This is a genomic window from Sulfurovum sp. TSL6 (assembly GCF_019972115.1).
Taxonomy (GTDB): domain Bacteria; phylum Campylobacterota; class Campylobacteria; order Campylobacterales; family Sulfurovaceae; genus Sulfurovum.
On sequence record NZ_BPFJ01000002.1, the window covers coordinates 418,650 to 439,013 of the forward strand.

Below are 20,364 nucleotides of genomic sequence, written 5' to 3' on the forward strand. Positions count from 1 at the left end.
ATTATATACAAAGAGTGTTAATGAAGTGTTACTACTCTACCTTCATAGAGAGATCTATCCAATTTGCCTGATGAATGATCGATCCCGAACTAATGGCATCTACTCCCGTACTTGCGATCTTTTCGATCGTATCCAATGTTACATTACCGCTGGCCTCAAGTAAAATATGCGGATAGTTTTCATTTCTGTATGCAACGACTTTCATGGTCTCTTCTGTAGACATATTATCGCACATCACGATATCTGCTCCTGATTTCATCGCTTTCTTTGCCATTTCCAAACTCTCACACTCTATTTCTACCTTGGAAGTAAAGGGTATTTTTTGTCGTACTTCTTGCATAAATACATCCAGATCCTCTATGGTCTGCAAATGTGTATCTTTGAGCATTAGACAGTCATCTAAGCCCATACGGTGATTGATGCCGCCGCCACAGCGTACGGCATACTTTTCAAATTCACGAAGTAACGGTCTTGTTTTTCTTGTATCCAGTAACTTCACACCCGTGTCTTTAATGGCATTGACATACGAATCTGTCAAGGTTGCTATAGAACTTGCATGAATAACCATATCCAAAATAGAACGTTCCAGAGAAAGAATGGTTTTTGAGTCTCCTGAGATAAAAAGAAGTTTTTCACCTTTGCTAAAACGACTGCCATCAGATTTTTTCCATTCCAGTGTCAGATCATACATTTTTGCAAAGGCATCTATATACTCCTGGCCGGCGAGTACACCATCGCTCTTGGCAATGATATAAGCCCGAATGGGCTTACCTGAACTGATACGTGAGAAGAGGTCTCCACGTCCTACATCTTCAGCTACTAAAGCCTTTAAAAATGTCTCTTTTAACATTATTTTATCGCCAACATACGTTCTAATGCTACATTGGCATATTTGATCGTATCGGGATCCACTACAATTTCATTGATAGGCTTATTGTCCTCTATAGACTTGAGTGTATTGTACAGATCTTCTAAAGTCGTTTCATTCATGGTAGGACACTCCGGCTTCGTGGAAGAGAGTACATAGGTATTACCCTTTCTCATTCTGTTGACAAGATTGTACTCTGTACCTATGGCGACTTTTTGTTCTGGATCAAGGTCATTGACATACTTGATCAATTGTGAGGTAGAACCTGAAAAATCTGCTGCCAGTACGACACTTGGATCACATTCGGGGTGTACAGCTATTTTAATACCCGGGTACTTGTTTCGGTAGAACTCTACGTCATCTACCGTAAAGAGTTGATGTACAGAACAGAAACCATTAAAACAAATGATATCTGCTTCTTTAGGATCACACTCTTTGCCCTCTTCTTCTACACCGATCACACAGGATTTCAATCCCATCTGTATCGCAAAATTCTGTCCTAAACATCTGTCCGGGACAAAGAGGATCTTCTTCCCGCTCTCCAAGCCTTTCTCGATGATCTTATAGGCATTGGAAGAGGTACATACGAGTCCGCCCATCTTCCCCACCTTTGCCTTGACTGAAGCATCAGAATTGATATAGGTAATAGGCAGGATATCTTCTTTGGTAATACCTCTGTCTACCATATACTGTACGGATTCGTCAAAATATGATCCATCCATCATTCGTGCCATAGCACAACATGCGATCTTTGGCATAAGCACACGTTTTTCAGGTGCAATAACCTTGACACTTTGCCCCATAAACCCCACACCGCAAAAAACGACCCAAGGGTTTGTGTCTGCCTGACATCTGCGTGCCAACTCAAGACTGTCACCTGTGATATCAGCCATTTCAAAGACTTCATCACGCTGATAATAGTGTGCCACTACCGTGACATCCAATTCTTTTTTTAGTCTGTTTATCTCAGCTTTATAATCTATACTCATCTTATATATCCTTAACTATTGTGGCTATTTTATCAAAATTCGGATAAAATTGCACTATTCAAGCACTTATAACATTTTCAAGATAAGTGCCGTATAAATTTTAATAGTGGACGACTCATGGACTTTTTAACAAATCAAAATATTTTACTCTATCTTGCGGCATATCTTATAGCCGGGATCCCTTTTGGATACTTACTTGCCAAAAAATTTGCAGGCGTTGACATCAAAGAAGCAGGTAGCGGTAATATCGGTGCGACCAATGTACTTCGTGTGGTCAAAGAACAAGACCCGAAACTGGCAAAAAAATTAGGAGCAATCACACTCTTTTTGGATGCCATCAAAGGTGTGGTTGTGATACTTATAGCTATGATGCTTGGTGCTCCTGAAAGTGTACTCTGGACCATTGCAGTACTTGCCGTTGTCGGTCACTGTTTTTCGGCATTTTTGTTTTTTGAAGGAGGGAAAGGTGTGGCAACAGGCTTTGGTGTACTGCTTATTATGATGCCTATCCCTGCACTGATTGCCATTGTTGTTTGGCTGGTTGCAGCCAAAGGGTTGAAGATATCATCACTCTCGTCACTTATTGGTCTCATAGCATTCATTATCGCCTCTTATATACTCTATCCTGAAGTGCCTGGTATAGGTTCTCATGCACCTATCTGGATCATTGCATTCATCATCTTTTATAAACATATCCCAAATATCGTAAGACTCTTTAAAAAAGAAGAAGGCAAAGTCTAACATGACCATTCACATAGAAGATCTGACTTTTGATGTCATCATTGGCTTACTGGACTTTGAACGAGACAGACCTCAACGTGTCATCATCAACCTTCAAGCTTCCTATGATTACAGCGATGATCAATTTATCGATTATGCGGATATGGTACTGTTGATACAAAATGAACTCAAAGAAAAACGCTATGAACTTTTGGAAAATGCGCTTTTAGGACTCAAAGAGGTACTCTATACAACCTACCCACAGCTTCAAACACTTTCACTCAAGATATCTAAACCCGATATCTTAGCCCAATGCAACGTTTCCTTAAGTAAAACTTGGAATTTTTAAATTTTTTTTAAAAAGCACTATTTTTTATGTTATAATATTAAATAAATCTTAAAGATAGAACAAAGGTGCATGTTATGAGAATATTGATCATAGAAAATGAAGTGACACAGAGTAAGACACTTTCAGATACGTTGACACAAGAGGGTTATCAGAATGATGTAGCTGAAAATCTTGATGATGCAAGATATTTTCTGCAGATCAGAAACTATGACCTGGTGCTACTTGGATGGCCATCTGGCAGTGACAAAAATTTGGATATCATCTCCACTATCAAAACAGAAGCACACAAAACATCTGTCATTGTTCTCTCTGAACGGGAAGACAAAGAGAGCGAGATCAAAGCACTGAGATCCGGTGCGGATGATTTTATCAGAAAACCTCTTGATTTTGATATTTTACTGGTACGTATTGAGGCAAAATTACGCTTTGGTGTCTCTAACATTATCGAAATAGATGACCTTATCATTAATCCTGAAGAAGAGAAGATCATTTATGAGGGTGAAGAGATAGAACTCAAAGGTAAACCATTTGAGGTCTTGACGCATTTGGCCATGCATAAAGATCAGATCGTCTCTAAAGAGCAACTGCTTGATGCTATCTGGGAAGAACCGGAGCTTGTCACACCGAATGTGATTGAAGTTGCTATTAATCAGATCCGTCAGAAGATGGATAAACCTTTGGATATTACTACCATTGAAACGGTCAGAAGACGCGGTTATAGATTTTGCTTTCCTAAAAAGATCTCATAGGTCAAACTCCCATGAAAACGTTTTGGCGTTTTCCTCCTATGTGGATGAAAACAGCGCATCCAACCCATAAAGCCATTCTTTTTTTATAATAGGACTTGTACATTCGGCACTATATAGTTTATTATCACAAAGATAAGTCAATGCATATCTAATATATTACGGGGTTTTGTCTATGATTTCATCGCAAAAATACGATAAAAAATTGCAGGTAAAATAGACCCTAAATCCTCTCCTCTTTTACCGAAAAACTACCAAAGTAAAATTTTATTATAAATTCACAGATAATTTAACTTAAGCATAAGCTTTGTTCCGTTATAACTCGTATAAATAACATATACAGAGGAAACCATGGCATTAGTAATAACTGACGAATGTATTGCATGTGATGCATGTAGAGAAGAATGTCCGAATGAGGCAATCGAAGAAAATGATCCGGTTTATATTATCGATCCTGATAGATGTACAGAGTGTGTAGGTCATTTTGATGAACCTCAATGTATTGCTGTATGTCCTGTAGACTGTATTGTCCCGGACCCAGACAATGTTGAGAACGTGGAAGAGTTAAAATTCAAATATGACAAACTGCAAGAAGAAGAGTAGTTAGAGCATGTCAAAACGAACTGCTATCATTGATATCGGTTCAAACTCAGCAAGACTTGTAATATTTGAAAAAACAAGTCGTTATGGCTTTCATCTTATCTGCGAACAAAAATCCAAAGTTCGTATTGGTGAAGGCGCTTATGAAAAAGAGGGTTATCTTCAACCCATTGGTATCAAAAGAGCCTACCTCACTTTAAAATCTTTCCTTCACACTATAGACAAATACCAGGTAAATAAAACACTTTGTATCGCTACTTCTGCACTTAGGGATGCACCAAACGGAAAAGAGTTCGTCCAATGGATCAAACAAGAGCTTGGTCTCTCTATCAAGATCATCGATGGAAACAAAGAAGCAAAATATGGTGGTATCGCAGCAGTCAATTTACTGCCTATCAGTGAGGGGATCAGTATAGACATCGGAGGGGGGTCCTCCGATATGACACTCATAAAAAATGGTCAAATCGTTGATACCTATTCCCTTGATCTTGGTACCGTAAGACTCAAAGAACTGTTTTTTGACAAAGGGGTAAACCCTTCAGAGATCAATGAAAAAGCAAAAGCATACATACAACATGCCTTAGATCAACTTCCAAAGCATTTTAAACATACAATGGCCATCGGTATAGGGGGTACTGCAAGAACGCTTTCTAAGGGTATTATGAAGCAAGTCTCATACCCTTTAGATAAGCTGCATGCTTTTTCCTATAACGTGAAAGAACATCAATCCTACCTCGATGCCATCCCTCTCTCCAGTGCCAAAAACCTTAAAAAATTCGGATTGAAAAAAAACCGCTATGATACGATACGCGAAGGGACACTGATCTTTAATGAAATACTTTCCCATATAGGTACAATAACGGTTATTTCAAGTGCAGCTGGTGTAAGAGAAGGGGTATTCCTGGAACAACTTCTTAAAAAAGATAACCTCAAATTCCCAAGCCGTATCAATCCCAGTGTTGTCTCTATATTGGATAGATTTCAACCTTTGGTCAACATACAAAAAAACCAGAAAACAAAACGTAAACTGGCTTCAAACCTTTATACTGTACTACAAAAAGATATTGATGATGGGAAACAATATGAAAAAGAACTTCTGTGGGCAGTAACACTCTCCAGTATCGGACAAACACTGACTGTTTACAGGTCACATCAACATGCTTTCTATATCGCCATGCAAGAGCTGAATTACGGTTTTACCCATGAAGAGATACTTCTTATATCATTATTGTTGAGAATGTATGGCAAGGAGCTTTTAAACAAACCTCTCTTTAAACACTATAAACCGCTTCTTCCAGAAAAGAATGCACTGCTTTGGTTAAGCTTTATCTATACGCTTACTGTACTCCTACAAGAAGCTTCCAACAGTGCGAATCTCTCATTTAGCTATGAAAATAGAACCCTTCGTATCACATCAGACAGGCCCTTATACCTGGCAAAAGAGAATGTAAAAGCTTTGGAAAAACCTATACCGTTTGCCATCATTATAGAAGACGAAAGTAGATTGCCTAAAAATAAAAAGTTGGGAATTTAAATAGGTATAGAGAGCGAGGGACAACCCTGGCTCAGTATAGAGTCTATCTCTAGAATTTGCTTCCCATAGAGAACTCAAATACCGCTGTTTGGTCACCTTCTTGTTCATCGATCGGATAAGAAAATACGAGATTGATCGGTCCAAATCCTGACTGCCATTCCAGGACCACACCGGTTGACGATCTTGTGATATCGTTAAAATTATCCTCACCGATCATACCGTAATCATAGAAAAATGCCAATCTCATCTTTGCTGCTTCAGAGAGCGGTATACTAGCTTCGACACTGGTGGAAGCTCTATGGAGACCTCCTTTACGGCCACTGTAGGGATCATTTGGATCATTTAATGGTGAAAGAGAATAAGGATTATACCCTCTTACAGATCCTATACCCCCTAAAAAGAGCTTTTCAGCGATAGGAAGATACGTGCCATTATCACTTGCAATCGTTGTCATTCTTCCTTTAAGACGTAAGATAAGATCATAATCGATCCAATCTTCCAATCCATAATAGAGTCCTACTTTTGCACTTGTCTTTATGATATCTGCATAACCATTAGGATATTGAGTAGCATTATAATCATCGCCATCCAATTGTCCATACTCAAGATTCAGAGCTGCGATCATTCCTTCTCTTGGTGTATAAAAATCATCCGTGTTATCAAAACTTACACTTGCAAAGAGAGAAGTCTTTTTGTACTGGTCATTATAAAGATTAAAATAATACTCATCAAACAGTGTAGTATTTGTATCATTCATCGTTGACTGGTTATCAACATATCCCACTCCTACAGAAGCATGATAATATCTGTAGAATTCTCTACCTACGTTCAGAGATCCACCTAACTGGTCTTGCGTATAGTCTATATACTCATACTCTTTTTTATAAAGACTGAGTCCTAAACTGTACATGCTGTCCCACACTTTTGGATTGACAAACGAGAGATTGTAGTTTGTTGAGATTTTTGATATTTCAAAACCTAAGGTTGTATTGATACCTGAACCAAAAAAGTTTCTATCTGAAATAGACGCATTAAGCATTACCCCTTCATAACTTCCGTATCCACCACCTGCAGAGATCGTACCTGTAGATGTCTCTTTGACTTTCACAAGAAGATTGATCTTATTCGCTGAGATCCTCTGACTCTCAACATCGACTTTTTCAAAAAACCCTGTTCTTCCCAATGCATTCTTTGAATCTTTAAGGTCTCTAGCACTGAATGTATCGCCAGGTGCCAAATAGATATAACGGCGGATCACCCTGTCTTTAGTCGTATCGTTACCCGAAATGATCACATCATTGATCGACACAACTTCTCCTGGTTGAACCACATAGTTCAGGTTAATGATCTTCTTTTCGGGATCTTTATGCATTTGTGGAGCAACTTTTACAAATGCATAACCAAGATTACCTACTTCTTCTTCCAAAATACTGATATCTTTTCGCATACGCTTAATGTTAAAGATCTTACCTTCTCTCAAAATCAGTTCATCTTTGAGATCTTCTGTGTTAAGTCCCTTCACATCTTGTGTGATACCTATGGTTCCCACACGATATTGTACACCCTCGATCACTTGATAATCTACTTTTGCCTTATAGGAACCAAAATCCACTCTCATAAGCGGTTTACTGACATAGGCATCCAAATAACCATGTCTCATGTAAACATCTTTGACTCTATATGCATCATATTCCAGTTGATCCACAGTCGCTTCACCACTGTTTCTCCAAGGCATCCAACCAAGAAAATCTTTTTCTTTGTTCGCAAGGTCTAATTCTAGATCACTTTGAACCAACTCCTCAGCCCCTACAAAGTTTTGTTCTTGGATAATGATCTTCTCACCTTTGTTTACATCAAATACAATCGCTATACTGCTTTGACCTACAGGGGTCGTGCTCACATCCACCACTGTGTCATAATAGCCCTGACTTTCCAACTTGGAAATCAGTGTTCTTTTGGCTTTCTTCACACGTCTTTCATCATAGAGATCACCTTTTTTAAGGCCTATACCCTCCAGAAGCTTCATACCATCATCACCTGATCCATACCCTTTGATATCGACATTTGCAATAGCCAGTTTTTCTTTAAAATGATAAATAAGTACCCCGCCCTGTTGGTCTACCCACACATCTTTAAAATATCCTTGCGCAAATAAGTTTTTAATGGAATCATTGATCTTACCAGCATGTATCTCTTCACCCACTCGGATGCCGGCAATCTCTTTTGCACTTGTTGGAGAAAGATGCGCAAGTCCTTCAAATTTAATCTGTGTGACTTTCTGCGCTGAAAGGAGTGAACCAACAAGCATCCAAGAAAGTAGTATCTGAACCAGTGCCATCTTTTTGATCATCATTAAGCCTTAGAGTAATTTGCCAATATTCTATCTGTTTTTCAATAAGAATCTCATAAGAAACAGATAAATCATGCTATACTCTTCCAAAAATTGAGGTAGGTATTTTATGGCTAAAATCAAAGTCGGTATAGTGGGTCTAGGACTTATGGGGGGATCTTTAAGTCTTGCGCTTAAAAAGCTCTCCAAAGACTATTATTTCATAGGACTGGATCATAATGAACTGCATTGTTCACAAGCACTTGAACTCGGTCTCGTTGATGAAATTTGTACCTCTACCGAAGCACTCAAAAATTGCGAGATCATTTTCCTTAGTATACCTGTAGATGGCATAATCTCTGTAGCTCAACAGTTAGGTGCTTTACCTGATACATGTACCGTGATTGATCTGGGAAGTACCAAAGAGAAGATCTCTCTTTCTATCCCTTCTGATATTCGACCTAATTTTGTGGCTGCACACCCTATGACAGGTACCGAAAAATTTGGTCCTACTGCTGCACTTGAAGATCTTTATACAGACAAAGTTGTCGTACTCTGTGATCTTGAAAAGAGTGGATCACATCAGCAAAATGTTGCCAAAAAACTTTTTAATGACATAGGCATGAATATCGTCTGTATGGGTGCTAAAGAGCATGATAGACATGCTGCCTTCATCTCCCACATGCCCCATGCGATAAGTTATTCCTTGGCAAATTCTGTGATGGCACAGGAAGATTCAAAAAGTATTATCGCTCTGGCAGGCGGTGGATTTAAAGACATGAGCCGTATCGCTAAATCTTCTCCTAATATGTGGGAAGATATCTTTAGACAAAACAAGACCAATGTGCTTAAAGCCATACACTCATTTCAGTCAGAACTGAAAAAATGCCAAAAAATGGTCGAGAATGAAGAGTGGGAAACGTTGAATGACTGGATGAGGGAAGCCAATACTTTACATGATATTTTAGACTAATACGGCCTCTCCATCTTCTCTTTGGGATAGGATCCTACCTAAAATGCTAGCTTTGATTCCGACCACTTCGTTTCTATTCACTACCATCGTGAAACTGTTCACGATTGCTTCACGCGGTTCACCATCTCTTTAAGTACTTTTTTGTCTATCTGAACCGATTTATCGCCATTTTTACGGGCATAAAGTTTACGGACCATCTCTTCTATTTCGGCATCCTCACTCATATGACCATACAATATCTTCAATGCTTCTGACTCATTATAGGGACTTGCAGTTCGTGTTCTTACACGAGGCAACCATCTTAGAACAAACATCATTAGCATACCTAAAGAAAAGGCTGCCGCCAACATCCACCATGCGATACTTTTAACCTCTACTTGTTTTTCTACTACCACTTCTTTAGGCTGTGCAGGTTGTGATATCTTTCTTTGCACCACACCATTTGTATGGGGTTTTGTAGTTGCAGAAGATGCAGTAGATGACTTCTTCTTAATGCTAATATCGTAGGTATTCACCGTAAGCTCTTTGAGCTGTTTATCTTTTGGTGTCAACATAGAAAAACTTCGTGCCGGGATCATAAAGTCCTCTTCTGAGATAAAGGCAAAACTTTTACTGTAACTGCTGTAGAGCTCTCCATCCACAACTTTCGTCTCTATTTTAGCTTCATCACTGTATACGGTTACCCCATCTATCTCATATTTAGGGAATTCAAAACTTTCCAGATTACCTTTTCCCTCTATCTTCACTGTGAGGTTGACCGGTTTGTTGGCTTTGACCTCTTGTGCATCTATCGTCGTATCGATCGTGAAATCACCTACGAGATCACTCTCTTGTGCTTGAGGTAAAACATCTATCTGCAGACTGTTAGATGCTACTTTCTTCCATTGTGTTCCAAAGGTCATACCAAAAATATCCCTTCTGCTTCTGTCTGCTACACCTACTTTGGCATAGGCCGGACTTGCTGTAAAGTTCCCTTCTGCTTGTGGTGTAAGAATATAACGTACTTCCTGAACTTGATAGTTGCCTTTGATATACGCATTTTGCTCGCCGCCTTCTGTCACGATAAAGCCTGGAAAACTCGGTGCACTATATTGTATATCCTGTGATAGTCTCACACCGTTCTTTAAAGAAAAATAGACAGTTACCATAAGTGATTCACCTACCATTACCTTCGTTTTATTGGCACGCATCTGTAAAGTAAACATCTCATTATTCTGCCCTACAGAGGCATTGGATGTAACGATTTTTATCTCAATGGGTTGGGTTTTATAACTTTTGCCATCTATCTTCACTTCATAAGCTGGAATGGTCACATTTTGGTCGGGAACGAAAGTAAATGTTTTTGTCGTGGTATGCTCACTTTTCATCGTCCCGTTTATATAGCTATAGGAACTGCTGCTCCCGGAGTGCGTTCCTATGATACTATGTCCATCAATCATTTGAATATCTGGAAATTCTGCATCATCCCCTATCGCTTTAATGCGTAACTCAACAGTATTACCCCTGACAACCTCTGTACTTGATACAGTAGCCTCTACTCCATCAGCCCACATCACTTGTACAACCAATGTTATCACCAATAATACTTTACCAAGGTTTCGCATCTTCACTCCTTTGACCTTTTTTACCTTCACCCATCTGATACATCATCGTAGGTGTTTTTTTCTGTCCCATCTTTTTCATCAGACGTTTTAGCTCTTGCTCTTTGAGCTTCTCTTCTTTACTCATCTTCTTTTGCTCTTTAGGCTGATCTGGCGCTTGATCACCTTTTTTATCTTGGGGCTTTTTCTCTTTTTTGGCATCAGATTTGTCTTTATCACCCTCTTTTTTCTTTTGATCTTCTTTCTTTTTCTTCTCTTTGTCTTTTTGATCTTGATTTTGTTTGTCTTGTTGTTTCTTCTCTTGATCTTTGTTTCTTTGCTCTTGTTGTTTCTTATCTTGCTCTTTTTGCTCTTTATTCTGTTTTTGATCCTGCTTTTGTTTATCGTTTTTATTTTGTTCCTGATCTTTATTTTGATCTTGTTGTTCCTGCTGTTTTTTCTCTTCTTCTTTTTGCTTCTGTTTTTTAGCTAACTCAAGATTAAATCTTGTATCCTCATCCTCTTTCATTTCCAAGGCTTTTTCATACGACTCTATGGCTTTGTCCCACTCTTTTTTCTGAAACTGGGTGTTACCTATGTTATGCAGTCTAGTTGCTTCATCTATACCTTCTGCTTTTTCATAGGCTTTGATCGCCTCATCATATTTTTTATCTTTGTACAATGCATTTCCTATGTCATACTGTTTTTGGGGACTCTTTGTATCCAAACTGTTTAACAGGGCTGCACTCTTGCCATACGCTTTAGCCTCATAGGCCTGATTTGCCTCTTTGATGGTTTTGAAGTCGGTTAGCCCGGCATGGAGTAAGGCACCTGCACTCAGTATCCCTAAGATCATCCTTCTCATACTTCTCTCCTTCTAGGCATCGAACTCAATGAAATGAGTAGCAGTAACAGTCCAAGTCCCAATGGGTAATAAAAATATTCCACACGTTCTTTCACTGTCACTTCGCCCTGCTGTTGGTTTTGATATTTGCCTTTTATCACAGATGCCAGTTGCGTGATATCTTCTTTACCCGTACTTGCTACTACGTACGCACCATCATTTTCTTTGGCAACTTCACCCAATGCATCATTTCTTTGCGTGATCGCTATGGTACTGTCCTCAAGCGTAAATGGTTTGCCATTCTCGTCGATCACAGGCGCTCCTTTTTCAGTCCCTACCAGTACTACATAAAGGTCTATCTCATTTTCTTTAAGTATCTGGGTAAAGCCTGCGATGGCTTCTTCATCTCCACCATCAGTGAAAAGTACCATGATCTTAGGCTTCTTATCTTCGAGTAAAGAACTTGCCAGTTCTCCTAAGGCTGAAAAATCTGTAGATCCCATGCTAATATAGCTGTCATCTACGCCTTCGACCATCATTTTCAACGTTTCTTTATCACTCGAAAAAGGCGCCAATACAAAAGGACTGTAAGCAAAGGCCACTACCCCTATCTCATCGCTTGGCATGGCATCAAAAAATGTGTTCATCTTCTTTTTAGCGAAGGTCAAACGGTTGGGATAGACATCCGTACTCCTCATAGAACCGGAGATATCCAGTGCAGTCAACAGTGTCAATCCCTGTACTTCTACGGTCCTATCCCCTTTTTCTATCACAGGTCTGGCCATCGCAACGATCATTAAAAAGAGTGCTAAGAGCATCAGTATATTACGTACGACCAAAGGCATACTCTCATCTGTCGCACTCAAACGTTTCAGTACCTTTTCATCAAAGATACGTGCAAGCCTCTCTTTGTTTGTAGAAATGAGAAACGCAAAGATGACAAAAGGAACGATGAGTGCCCAAAAAAATTGTGGATTTACAAAACTCATCTCTAGACTCCTTTACTGTTTCTAAAATAAATAAACAATAACAAGCTCATTATTGCTAAAAAGAGTGGATAGATGTACAAGTAGGTATGCTGCACTATCTTTTTGTCATCGATCTTGGTTGCTTCAAGTTTATCTATCTCCTCATAGATTTGAGAGAGTGTCGTTGCATCTTGTGCACCAAATGCCAATCCTTTACCCGCATCTGCCAATGCCTGTAAATATTGTGCATTATAATCACGTGCATCCCCTACACCTATGGCATAGAGTTTAATATCACGTTTTTCTATAAGACTTTTTACATCTCCGAACGCTACTTTGCTCATATTGTCTATACCATCGGTAAGTAAAATGGCTATCTTGGAACTGGCTTTGCTTTTACTCAAGAGATTGTAACTCTGCACGATAGCATCGTTGATCGCCGTTCGTTTCCCTGCCATGCCCATCTCTTGCATTTTTGTGATGTCTGTTAAAAACTTCTTTTCAAACGTCAGAGGTGATGCGATAAAAGCAATGTCTGCAAATGTGACCATACCTAACCGGTCATTCTCTCTTTTTTCTATAAAGTCACCCACAACTTCTTTGACTACATCAAACTTGTTTTTCCATGGATCAGAAGGATCAAACCCTTGCTGTCGCATCGAATCACTCGAATCAATGATCAATACAATGTCACGTCCCTCTTTTTTGGTGTTTGAATAACTTTTTGTGATAACCGGTGAAGCCAAAGCGATCACCGCTGCTGTAATACCCACCCACTTTAATACAGATAGCAAGGAAGACTTACCTGCACTCTTTGCCATCAGTGTTTTGACATGAGGGAAAAAAAGTGCGCGGCTTCTCTCTTTGCACCAAATGCTGCACACGATGAAGAGAAGCAATATCCCTAACAGGGCCGGATGCTCAAAACTAAACTGACTCATCGGCCACCTGCACATAAAGATTGAATTTGTTGAGGGTATCTTGATCTACAGTATCTACCTCTTTTTTATATTTATACTGTTCAAGTAGTGGTTCGAGTTGAGAAAAAAGTTCTTTTCGTCTCTCATCTGTGGCTAAAAGTCTTGCATAATGTGTGGCTTCATAGGCAGACTTCTTGGTCTCTTTCCAGTCTATCTTTTTCATGGCTTCAAGGTAGCCTTTTGCAAGATTGATCTTTCTGTTATCCCAAAGTTTTTTCCCTACAAAAAACAAAATAGCCGCCACCAATAAAATTGCAAAGTCGATCAAACCCCAATAGATATAATAGGAACTGTCCGGTATCTCAAGTAAAGGTTTGATGTCTCTGAGTTGCTCATTGATGTTTGCTGTTTGATTCGTATCCATGCCTATCACCTCATTCTTTTCATTAATTTGAGTGCTGGTTCTTCATGCGTATAGATCTTGGTGAACCGTACACCCTGCTTTTTAAACTGCTTATAGAGTTTTTCATCATTATCATGTAACGCTTTTTTGTAGTTTTTCAGTGTGGCACTATCCACATCACCTTCAAAACTCTGTCTGCTTTCCATATCTATGAGTCTGAGGTACCCCAGTTCAGAAGGATCTTCTTCAAACCTGTCACGAACCATGACTGCAAAAACATCATGTTTTTTACTCAGTAGCTTCAAGTCTATATCTCCTACAAAATCAGACACGATAAAAAGCAAAGACTTCTTTTTCAAACGGTGATGCAGTGTCTCGACCAAGGCAGAAAAATCACCCTCTTTTCCTAGTGGATCAAATTCAAAAACATCTTCCACTGCTTTATGTACAGAAAAAAGTTTTTTACTTACTTTACTGACTTCATACAGTTGATCTGCAAAGATCATATGTGAAAACAAATCAGAGTTTTTTACAGCAGAAAAACCAAGGGTAGCCACTACTTCTGCGATAACGTCTGATTTTTGTTTCACGGTACCAAAATAGACAGACCCGCCAAGCATCGAAACGACCACTACATTCAGCTCTCTCTCCTCTTTATAGATCTTTACAAAAGGTTTGCCCAGTTTTGCAGTGGTTTTCCAGTCGATCTTACGAACATCATCACCATACACATACTCACGAAGTTCTGCAAATTCAAAGCCTTCCCCCTGAAAGAGTGAGGCATTGTTTCCCAGCATATCTCCATAGACTTGCTTTTTTGTTTTAAGGATAATTTTCTTAACTGCTTTGTTCAAAACATATACCTCTACGGAATTGGAACAGCAGCTAAAATCTTCTCTATGATCTCATCTTGTGTCACATCTTCTGCCTGTGCTTCATAAGAGAGTATGATACGATGGCGAAGGATCTCTTTTGCAATGTAGGCTATCTCTATAGGCGAAACATAATCCTGTCCTTTCAAGTAAGCGATCGCACGGGCAGCTTTATACATATCGATACTGGCACGCGGGCTTGCTCCAAATTCGATATACGCTTCAAGCTCTTCAAGGCCATATGCCTTAGGATCACGCGTAGCAGCTACGAGTTCTATGATATAGGCTTCTATCTCTTCATCCATATGCACTTGAAGCGCTTCTTCTCTGATCTTATTGAGATCCTCAATGGTTGCTACTTGTTGGATCTCTCCAAAACTGTTATTCGCAACACGTCTTGCGATCTCCAACTCTTCTTCTTTGGTGTTATAACCGACCACTACTTTCATCATAAATCTGTCAAGCTGCGCCTCAGGAAGTTCATAGGCACCTTCTTGTTCTACTGGGTTTTGTGTCGCCATAACTAAAAATGGAAGATCAATTTTGAATGTTTCATCTCCGATGGTGACTTGTCTTTCCTGCATCACTTCAAGCAATGCAGACTGTACTTTAGCTGGAGCACGGTTGATCTCATCAGCAAGTAAAAGATTCGTGAAGATAGGACCTTGTTTGATCTTAAATGTATTGTTAGAAGGATCATAGATCTCAGTACCTATGATGTCAGAAGGAAGGAGGTCGGGGGTGAACTGTACACGTTTAAAGTCCAGTCCAAGTGTCTTTGCCAAAGCATTGACTGCAGTCGTTTTTGCAAGTCCGGGAACACCCTCTAGCAGGATATGCCCGCGACAAAGTAAACCTGCCAAAAGCCCTTCGATCATTTTATCTTGTCCGACAAGCACTTTAGAAATTTCTGTTTTGATGTTTTCTATGGTTTGACTCAAGTTACTCTCCTACATATTGATGTGAAAAGTATACTTTTGTGAGGTTAATTGAAGGTTAATATCTGAGAAACCTTACTTCAAATACCCCATGGCTGTAGCGATAATGTCATCATCATCTTTACTGCGTGACTTGAGTACCACTCTCTCTTTAGTTTCATCCATGAATTCGATAAAGACATTTTCACCATACGAAGAGACTTTGGAGATACCTTTTTCTCTTGCCAAGACCTTCATCACAATGACATCAATGAACTGTCTGGTGATCACATCCAGCTTTCCAAATCGGTCTGCTATCTCGGCTTCTATCTCATACACTTCTCCTGTACTTTCGCAAAGTGAGAGACGTCGGTAGAGTTCCAAACGCAACCTGTCTTCTTCGATCAGCTCTTCATTCAGGTACGCATCAATGGAGAGTTTCATATCGATATTCTGTGCCACTTCCTTGTCTTGTCCGGAAAGTTCTTTAATGGCATCTTCAAGCATACGCAAGTAGAGTGAATATCCTATCTGTTTGATATGTCCCGACTGTGCTTCACCGATGATATTTCCTCCACCCCGTATCTCAAGGTCATGAAAGGCAAGTACTGCACCGCTTCCTAGATCTGAATGTGACTCCAATGCAAGCAGACGACGTTTTGCATTGTCTGTAAGACGTTCCTTATCTGTGACCATGAAGTAGCAGTATCCCTCTTTAGCTCCACGTCCTACACGCCCACGAAGCTGATGCAAGTCAGCGATACCGAAATTATCCGCACCATCAACGATCATCGTGTTAGCATGAGGCATATGGATCCCAGACTCTACGATCGAAGTAGAGAGCAGTACATCATACTCTCCCTCTCCAAAAAGCATCATCTCATCTTCAGTCTCTTTTGCTGAGATCTTAGAGTGAAGCACTGCGATACGTAGTTTAGGAAGTATCTCAAGCAATTGCTTCTTTTTCTCTTCTATCCCTGCAATAGAGTTAAAGACATAAAATATCTGTCCACCACGCCGCATCTCACGAAGTATCGCTTCTTTGATCACTTTATCATCATAACTCTTCACAAACGTACGTACCCCTTGTCGCTCAGTCGGAGGGGTAAGTATTTCAGAAAAAGACTTGACTTCAGACATGGCAAGATTCAAAGATCTTGGGATCGGAGTGGCTGACATACTGAGAAGATGTACATCAATAGCTATCTCTTTGAGTGCCTCTTTCTGTTTCACACCAAATTTATGTTCTTCATCGATAATGACAAGTGCCAGGTTTTTAAACTTCGCTTTGAGTAACGCATGGGTTCCCACAACCACATCAATCGTCCCTTCTTGCAAGCCTTTCAGTGTGGCATTCTTCTCTTTGGTTGTAGAAAACCTGTCCAGCTTGGCTACTTTGATATCATGTCCGGAAAAACGCTCCTTAAGGCTTTTGTAATGCTGTGAACTCAGCAGAGTCGTAGGGGCGATCATCATGGCCTGATAACCATTTTTTACCGCTACGAACATCCCGTTCATTGCTACCTCTGTTTTTCCGAATCCTACATCTGCAGAAAGCAGTCTGTCCATCATCCGGCCCGAACTCATATCAGCCAACATATCGTTGATGGCTCGTTCCTGGTCTTCGGTATGTACAAAACCGGCCTCAGACATAAAGATAGCATGCTCTTCCATGTCGATTTTGAGTTTGATACCTTTTTTCAAATGACGTTGTGCCGAGAGGTTAATGATCTGTGAAGCGATCGCAAAAAGCTTCTCTTTGACTTTTTCTTTGAGCTTTTTAAAGCTGGCTTTCCCCAGCTTGTCAAGTATCGGTAATACACCGCCTTCAGCTACATAACGATCTACCACTTCAAGGTTCGAGACGGGGATGAGCAACGCATCTTCATTTTGATAATGCATCACTACAAATTCACTGGTAGCTCCCAATACATCACGTTTTTCTATCCCTTTAAAGATACCTACACCGTAATTCTCATGCACCACATAGTCACCGGGCTTCAGTTCATCGAGTATGATCGTCGCTTTTTTGACCTTTTTTCGTTTAATGGGTTTGTTGAGTGAAAGAATGAGTTTATCTGCACCCAAAAGATTGACGATCCCCTCCTGGTAGACAAACTCTATATTTTCAAACGAGTCTAGTTCAGATCCACGTACGATACTCTCATTTTTTGCAATGATCGTGATCTTTTTATCTTTATGGGATTCAAGTAATTTATTGGGATGTACTGCTTCGAGATCACGGTATTTATGCCCTTCTGGAATAGCCGGCAGTACAAATGACTCTCGTGGGACAAGCGGTTCATCCAGCTCATACACTTCTTTCAGTTCATCATCCAAAGCAGATGCCCATACTCCGTCAAACAGTGTTAGAGCGCTCTCTCCCAGATCATCCAGGTGCCATAATCCCAATGAATCTATGTCTTTTACAAAGGTATCATAACTGCTTCGTTCAGTTCTGTTTCTCAGTGCTTCATGCTGGGTTTTATTTAGTGCCAAAAATGCCGGTCTAAAGGTCAAAGATTCCAACTCATCGCTTGAACGTTTCTGCGTACCTTCATCATAGTACTGGATGGCCTCTACCTCTTCATCAAACAAAGAGATACGGTAAGGTTTCGTGGCATCGATCGGATAGATATCTATGATATCCCCGCGAAAAGAGACTTCTCCATGGCTGGCAGCAATGTCCGTAAAATGGTATCCCCACTGATACAGGGTATCTTTGAGTTCCGACAGGTCCAGGGTATCGCCAAATTCTATGGACCTGCTATCAAACAGTTCAGCTTTGGGGAAAGGAATAAGCAGCGTGCGCAGCGGTGAGATAAGTATCTTTCTCTTTGTACTTTTATAGAAAGAAGCTAACTGTATGAACAGCTCATGTATCTCTTCATCATAGGTACGCAGGTCTTCCCCTACGCTTACACGAAGATCTGGCAGAATAAACGTATCAAATCCAAGTAAAACAGCTATATCCCGTATCTGAACTGCTTCTTTATCATCTTTACAGATAAGCAGTTTTTCTTCTTGTAACGCTTCTAAGTATTCGTAAATATTACTTTGGTACATCTCTCTTCTTTTGCATCTTATTTAAAAATTCTTCTACGACATAAAATGACCCAAATACCAGGTAATGTTCATTTTTGTCTATCTTACCGTCAAAGTAGCTATAGTTGATACCTACTTTTTTGATTGCTTGTTCTATCTCACTTAAAGTGGTCGCTCTTTGTGAATGTATGGGGATGATCTCTATACGTTTGACTTTAGGTTTAAGTGTTTGTAACACGGCTTCATAATCTTTGTCATCAAGACTGTTATAGATAAGGACCACCTTTTGATCCAATGCTTTTTCTATGGCTTTTGCAGCTAAAGGATTATGTCCCACATCAATACGGATATTTTTTGTTAAGGGATAGAAACGTCCAAAGAGTTCCAAAGTGCGTAGATCATCTATCTGATAAGAGAGTTCCAAGATATCCAAAGCCTGCAGTGCCACTGAAGCATTCTCTACCAGATAATTTCCCCAGGATTTCTCTTTGGCAATCACTTCCAGTTCACTCATCACCTGGCTTAAGGTTTTATGGATGTAGAGTCTTGCATCCTTCTCCTTCGCTATCTTTTCAGCGACAGTGAATACCTCATCATACACTTGTGGCGCCAGCAACACTTGTTTTTGAATACTTCGTATTTTCGTACCGGCTATTGCCTCAATACTTTCACCCAAAAAGGCCTGATGGTCGATGCCTATAGGCGTAATCACAGAAAGTGCTTTGTCACATACATTGGTAGCATCAAATTCTCCACCCAACCCTGCTTCCAAAACCATAAGATCACAATTTTCAAAGACCACAAAAGCCAACAGTGTCGTATATTCAAAGTAACTCAAACTTTCACTCAACTCCTTACCCAGGATGATAAAAAGTCTTTGATGTGCTTCTTCAAGTACTTCATCTGTACCGTCACTGCCATTGATCCAAATACGTTCATTGAACTTTAAAATATGCGGGGAAGAGAAGTGTCCTACCTTGAGACCACTTTTATAAGCTAAATGTGCGATCATACGACCCGTTGAACCTTTACCATTGGTTCCTACGATATGGACCGTTCTGGGGTGTTTAATATGCGGTTTCAATAGACCATAAGCCAAATGTACTCGCTTATGGTCTATCTCTTTATAGTACAGAGGTTTATTTTGAAGAAATGTATCAAAAGAGTCCATCATTTCGTTTCTTTTAACATCCCTTTAGCACTGACGTAAGCCAAGAATTCATCCAATGCTTTTCCCAATCCTATACGTATAGCTTCCGTTCTCAGTGCAGAAGAGGTAAGAGAACTTTCTTGAATCTCTGAGTCTACTATGCTCGAGATCGTTTTACTTACTTTACCTTCTTTAGTGACCATATCAAATTTTACTCTGGTATTTGCACGGTATCGGGTGACATAACCCTCTTTGTATGAGAGTGGTGTGAACGTACTTCCTGCATAAGAGAGCCGGATTTGGCTTTCTGCCTGTGCTTTGGAAACCACACGTCCTTTAAATCGTGTGTAAACCAAACGGCTCATCTCATCTTTAATAAAAGGTGCATTTTCAGGTTCTGCTCGATCAACAATGACTTCCACATACACCGTATCGGAAAAAACATTTTGGATCATATGAGAAGAGGGTTTATATCCGCACGCACTGACAAGTAAGACCATACTGACACTCATCCAAAATTTTACAATAGTACGCATACATCCCCCTCTTTTTATGTT

Annotated in this window: 19 protein-coding genes; 6 read left to right on the forward strand and 13 right to left on the reverse strand. The window is 39.9% G+C overall.

Annotated features, from left to right (window positions below):
* Positions 1-31: 31 nt before the first annotated feature.
* Together nadC and nadA are read right to left on the reverse strand one after the other, a co-directional pair.
* Positions 32-850, reverse strand: a complete 819-nt coding sequence (nadC, locus tag LDM93_RS07065; protein ID WP_223891571.1) for a carboxylating nicotinate-nucleotide diphosphorylase — start codon at positions 848-850, stop codon at positions 32-34.
* A complete protein-coding gene (gene nadA / locus LDM93_RS07070) occupies positions 850-1,857 on the reverse strand; it encodes a quinolinate synthase NadA (protein ID WP_223891573.1) in 1,008 nt (335 codons plus the stop codon). Before nadA ends, nadC begins: the two co-directional genes overlap by 1 nt.
* Positions 1,858-1,974: 117 nt before the next feature.
* On the opposite strand from nadA, the gene plsY reads away from it, so the two are divergent.
* From plsY to LDM93_RS07095, 5 genes are all read left to right on the forward strand, one after another.
* Positions 1,975-2,598 carry a glycerol-3-phosphate 1-O-acyltransferase PlsY gene (plsY, locus tag LDM93_RS07075; RefSeq protein WP_223891574.1) on the forward strand — a complete coding sequence of 208 codons (624 nt, stop codon included), beginning with the start codon at positions 1,975-1,977 and terminating at the stop codon, positions 2,596-2,598.
* A 1-nt stretch (position 2,599) separates the two neighbouring features.
* Positions 2,600-2,926 carry a dihydroneopterin aldolase gene (locus LDM93_RS07080; RefSeq protein WP_223891575.1) on the forward strand — a complete coding sequence of 109 codons (327 nt, stop codon included), beginning with the start codon at positions 2,600-2,602 and terminating at the stop codon, positions 2,924-2,926.
* 74 nt (positions 2,927-3,000) lie between these two features.
* On the forward strand, positions 3,001-3,675 hold the full coding sequence (hsrA, locus tag LDM93_RS07085) for a homeostatic response regulator transcription factor HsrA (protein ID WP_223891576.1): 675 nt from the start codon (positions 3,001-3,003) through the stop codon (positions 3,673-3,675).
* A gap of 348 nt (positions 3,676-4,023) precedes the next feature.
* Positions 4,024-4,275 carry a YfhL family 4Fe-4S dicluster ferredoxin gene (locus LDM93_RS07090; RefSeq protein ID WP_223891577.1) on the forward strand — a complete coding sequence of 84 codons (252 nt, stop codon included), beginning with the start codon at positions 4,024-4,026 and terminating at the stop codon, positions 4,273-4,275.
* Positions 4,276-4,282: 7 nt separating this feature from the next.
* Positions 4,283-5,806, forward strand: coding sequence for a Ppx/GppA phosphatase family protein (locus LDM93_RS07095; protein ID WP_223891578.1), 1,524 nt, complete (start codon positions 4,283-4,285; stop codon positions 5,804-5,806).
* Between the two features lie 49 nt (positions 5,807-5,855).
* Here LDM93_RS07095 and bamA read toward each other — a convergent pair whose 3' ends face one another.
* Entirely contained in the window at positions 5,856-8,156 is a 2,301-nt protein-coding gene (gene bamA, locus LDM93_RS07100) for an outer membrane protein assembly factor BamA (RefSeq protein WP_223891579.1), read from the reverse strand.
* Between the two features lie 109 nt (positions 8,157-8,265).
* On the opposite strand from bamA, the gene LDM93_RS07105 reads away from it, so the two are divergent.
* Entirely contained in the window at positions 8,266-9,108 is an 843-nt protein-coding gene (locus LDM93_RS07105) for a prephenate dehydrogenase (protein ID WP_223891580.1), read from the forward strand.
* Between the two features lie 98 nt (positions 9,109-9,206).
* Here LDM93_RS07105 and LDM93_RS07110 read toward each other — a convergent pair whose 3' ends face one another.
* The 10 genes from LDM93_RS07110 to lptE all read right to left on the reverse strand — a co-directional run bounded on the left by LDM93_RS07110 (position 9,207) and on the right by lptE (position 20,343).
* A complete protein-coding gene (locus LDM93_RS07110; protein WP_223891581.1) occupies positions 9,207-10,712 on the reverse strand; it encodes a BatD family protein in 1,506 nt (501 codons plus the stop codon).
* Complete coding sequence (locus tag LDM93_RS07115) at positions 10,696-11,553, reverse strand: tetratricopeptide repeat protein (protein ID WP_223891582.1); 858 nt, start codon at positions 11,551-11,553, stop codon at positions 10,696-10,698. The genes LDM93_RS07110 and LDM93_RS07115 overlap by 17 nt, the downstream gene beginning before the upstream one ends.
* Positions 11,550-12,521: a VWA domain-containing protein gene (locus LDM93_RS07120; RefSeq protein ID WP_223891583.1), complete on the reverse strand. Its 972-nt coding sequence runs from the start codon at positions 12,519-12,521 to the stop codon at positions 11,550-11,552. Before LDM93_RS07120 ends, LDM93_RS07115 begins: the two co-directional genes overlap by 4 nt.
* A gap of 2 nt (positions 12,522-12,523) precedes the next feature.
* The gene (locus tag LDM93_RS07125) at positions 12,524-13,441 is read right to left on the reverse strand and encodes a VWA domain-containing protein (RefSeq protein ID WP_223891584.1); all 918 of its coding nucleotides are present in this window, start codon (positions 13,439-13,441) and stop codon (positions 12,524-12,526) included.
* Positions 13,428-13,844: a hypothetical protein gene (locus LDM93_RS07130; protein WP_223891586.1), complete on the reverse strand. Its 417-nt coding sequence runs from the start codon at positions 13,842-13,844 to the stop codon at positions 13,428-13,430. The genes LDM93_RS07125 and LDM93_RS07130 overlap by 14 nt, the downstream gene beginning before the upstream one ends.
* A 5-nt stretch (positions 13,845-13,849) precedes the next feature.
* Complete coding sequence (locus LDM93_RS07135; protein WP_223891587.1) at positions 13,850-14,677, reverse strand: DUF58 domain-containing protein; 828 nt, start codon at positions 14,675-14,677, stop codon at positions 13,850-13,852.
* A gap of 11 nt (positions 14,678-14,688) precedes the next feature.
* The gene (locus tag LDM93_RS07140; protein WP_223891589.1) at positions 14,689-15,636 is read right to left on the reverse strand and encodes a MoxR family ATPase; all 948 of its coding nucleotides are present in this window, start codon (positions 15,634-15,636) and stop codon (positions 14,689-14,691) included.
* Between the two features lie 72 nt (positions 15,637-15,708).
* Positions 15,709-18,678 (reverse strand): transcription-repair coupling factor, encoded by a 2,970-nt coding sequence (gene mfd / locus LDM93_RS07145; protein ID WP_223891591.1) that lies wholly within the window; start codon positions 18,676-18,678, stop codon positions 15,709-15,711.
* Complete coding sequence (locus LDM93_RS07150) at positions 18,665-19,831, reverse strand: folylpolyglutamate synthase/dihydrofolate synthase family protein (RefSeq protein ID WP_223891592.1); 1,167 nt, start codon at positions 19,829-19,831, stop codon at positions 18,665-18,667. The genes mfd and LDM93_RS07150 overlap by 14 nt, the downstream gene beginning before the upstream one ends.
* Positions 19,828-20,343, reverse strand: coding sequence for an LPS assembly lipoprotein LptE (gene lptE / locus LDM93_RS07155; protein ID WP_223891594.1), 516 nt, complete (start codon positions 20,341-20,343; stop codon positions 19,828-19,830). Before lptE ends, LDM93_RS07150 begins: the two co-directional genes overlap by 4 nt.
* Positions 20,344-20,364 lie beyond the last annotated feature (21 nt).

What these genes read in the sequence shown, in the direction of transcription:
- nadC (WP_223891571.1), bottom strand. Translation starts at nt 850, where the DNA reads ATGTTAAAAGAGACATTTTTAAAGGCTTTAGTAGCTGAAGATGTAGGA.
- nadA (WP_223891573.1), bottom strand. Translation starts at nt 1,857, where the DNA reads ATGAGTATAGATTATAAAGCTGAGATAAACAGACTAAAAAAAGAATTG.
- plsY (WP_223891574.1), top strand. Translation starts at nt 1,975, where the DNA reads ATGGACTTTTTAACAAATCAAAATATTTTACTCTATCTTGCGGCATAT.
- LDM93_RS07080 (WP_223891575.1), top strand. Translation starts at nt 2,600, where the DNA reads ATGACCATTCACATAGAAGATCTGACTTTTGATGTCATCATTGGCTTA.
- hsrA (WP_223891576.1), top strand. Translation starts at nt 3,001, where the DNA reads ATGAGAATATTGATCATAGAAAATGAAGTGACACAGAGTAAGACACTT.
- LDM93_RS07090 (WP_223891577.1), top strand. Translation starts at nt 4,024, where the DNA reads ATGGCATTAGTAATAACTGACGAATGTATTGCATGTGATGCATGTAGA.
- LDM93_RS07095 (WP_223891578.1), top strand. Translation starts at nt 4,283, where the DNA reads ATGTCAAAACGAACTGCTATCATTGATATCGGTTCAAACTCAGCAAGA.
- bamA (WP_223891579.1), bottom strand. Translation starts at nt 8,156, where the DNA reads ATGATCAAAAAGATGGCACTGGTTCAGATACTACTTTCTTGGATGCTT.
- LDM93_RS07105 (WP_223891580.1), top strand. Translation starts at nt 8,266, where the DNA reads ATGGCTAAAATCAAAGTCGGTATAGTGGGTCTAGGACTTATGGGGGGA.
- LDM93_RS07110 (WP_223891581.1), bottom strand. Translation starts at nt 10,712, where the DNA reads ATGCGAAACCTTGGTAAAGTATTATTGGTGATAACATTGGTTGTACAA.
- LDM93_RS07115 (WP_223891582.1), bottom strand. Translation starts at nt 11,553, where the DNA reads ATGAGAAGGATGATCTTAGGGATACTGAGTGCAGGTGCCTTACTCCAT.
- LDM93_RS07120 (WP_223891583.1), bottom strand. Translation starts at nt 12,521, where the DNA reads ATGAGTTTTGTAAATCCACAATTTTTTTGGGCACTCATCGTTCCTTTT.
- LDM93_RS07125 (WP_223891584.1), bottom strand. Translation starts at nt 13,441, where the DNA reads ATGAGTCAGTTTAGTTTTGAGCATCCGGCCCTGTTAGGGATATTGCTT.
- LDM93_RS07130 (WP_223891586.1), bottom strand. Translation starts at nt 13,844, where the DNA reads ATGGATACGAATCAAACAGCAAACATCAATGAGCAACTCAGAGACATC.
- mfd (WP_223891591.1), bottom strand. Translation starts at nt 18,678, where the DNA reads ATGTACCAAAGTAATATTTACGAATACTTAGAAGCGTTACAAGAAGAA.
- LDM93_RS07150 (WP_223891592.1), bottom strand. Translation starts at nt 19,831, where the DNA reads ATGATGGACTCTTTTGATACATTTCTTCAAAATAAACCTCTGTACTAT.
- lptE (WP_223891594.1), bottom strand. Translation starts at nt 20,343, where the DNA reads ATGCGTACTATTGTAAAATTTTGGATGAGTGTCAGTATGGTCTTACTT.